The sequence below is a fragment of the Paenibacillus sp. FSL R5-0923 genome, assembly GCF_038009145.1.
Lineage (GTDB): Bacteria > Bacillota > Bacilli > Paenibacillales > Paenibacillaceae > Paenibacillus_AQ.
Genome location: NZ_JBBPAT010000007.1, coordinates 1 through 1,367, shown reverse-complemented (window position 1 = coordinate 1,367; position 1,367 = coordinate 1). Strand labels below are relative to the sequence as shown.

At 36.0% G+C, this 1,367-nt stretch carries 2 protein-coding genes; both read right to left on the bottom strand.

Annotation, left to right across the window (positions count from 1 at the left end):
• Positions 1–473 precede the first annotated feature (473 nt).
• Positions 474–890: a hypothetical protein gene (locus tag MKX35_RS31795; protein WP_076301169.1), complete on the bottom strand. Its 417-nt coding sequence runs from the start codon at positions 888–890 to the stop codon at positions 474–476.
• A gap of 29 nt (positions 891–919) precedes the next feature.
• A partial coding sequence (locus MKX35_RS31790; protein WP_341044555.1) for an EndoU domain-containing protein occupies positions 920–1,367 on the bottom strand: 448 nt, incomplete at its 5' end.

Genomic DNA, 1,367 nt, shown 5'->3' with positions numbered 1-1,367 from the left:
AAAGCATCCATCGTACAAAACGTGATCGAAGAACAAATTAGTTACCTTACCTGTATATGTTGACTGGTCGTCACCAGACTGTATTTACAAGATAGCTATCGTAACGACGGTCAGTAAAGTTGCGGTCGACATCCTACTTTTTTCTGCCCCCCTCACTATCAGTAGTCATTCTATCTATCGTGATCGTTGCGATCTATGTTTCACCACCCATTAGCAAAGTAATCAGATGTAATTGATTTAGAAAACCGAGAGAAAACGAAGATAACAAAAAACAGGTCAATCATGGTGGTATCTGACCATAATCGACCTGTTCAATGTAACGCAATAGCGTTATTTAGGTTATACTTTTAAAGCATCTGATGTGCGTACAAATAAAGTGGTGAAATCTTTATACAGGTATTACATGGGTAAAATGTGTTATTGATTAAATAATGGATTCTTTCGGCACTGGGTAGCCCCCACCAATAATATCGTCATCGGCTTTGTATCTTCTCCAGAAAAGCTTCAAATACTTTTTTTGTCGCGTCCCCTGAATTGGGGATTAACTCATAAATCCTCTGTAGAATTGAAGGATTTTTTAATATCCGTTTTTTACTTTCAGTACTAGTAAAACTTCTTAATGCATCAATACATATTTCGAATAACTCTTCATCTTCAGTACTTAGCAGTTTCAACAACATATTCAATTCATCCATGCTAGATTCATTATGCAAACAATATGCTAACTTTCTTTGCCACTCTATTGGCTTATTTAACACTCCGTTTGATAATTCTTCCCAATCCCGTGGGGAGAATTTTAACAGCATCGCCTGTGCAATTGAATAACCTTCATCATACCAATAATCATCTGAGAAATATCCTGAAAGATAGTCATCAAATTCTGTAAACATTAAAAAACTCCTTTGGATCAGATTACAAGTTAAGGTGCTGTAAAACCACTTAGAAGTTGTGTAGCTCCCCCACCTGTTGGATAGCCAGATACAACATTGTCACCTATTTTAATAACTTCAACTTGAACACCATTAACAGTTCCTCTATGAAGAGTTGCACCATCCGAGGCACGAACTCCAATGGATGCAGTATTACCAGTATCTTTTATACCATTAATAATTTGCGAATCACTCCATGAATCCGGGAATAAAGTACTCGTTTTAATATTAGATAAGTTACCATCAGGAAATTGAGTAGTAAACTTAACTTTTCTTGTTCCATCTGCATTAACTGTTATTTCTTGAACTGCATAATTAGGATTTACATTGTTGATTTGCGGAGAATGGCCACCGATCAACTCATTCTTCGTAGGAAGTTTTCTTTGCCCATCTAATATTTTCTTTTCCATTTCTGAACTAATTACAGAAGAACGAACA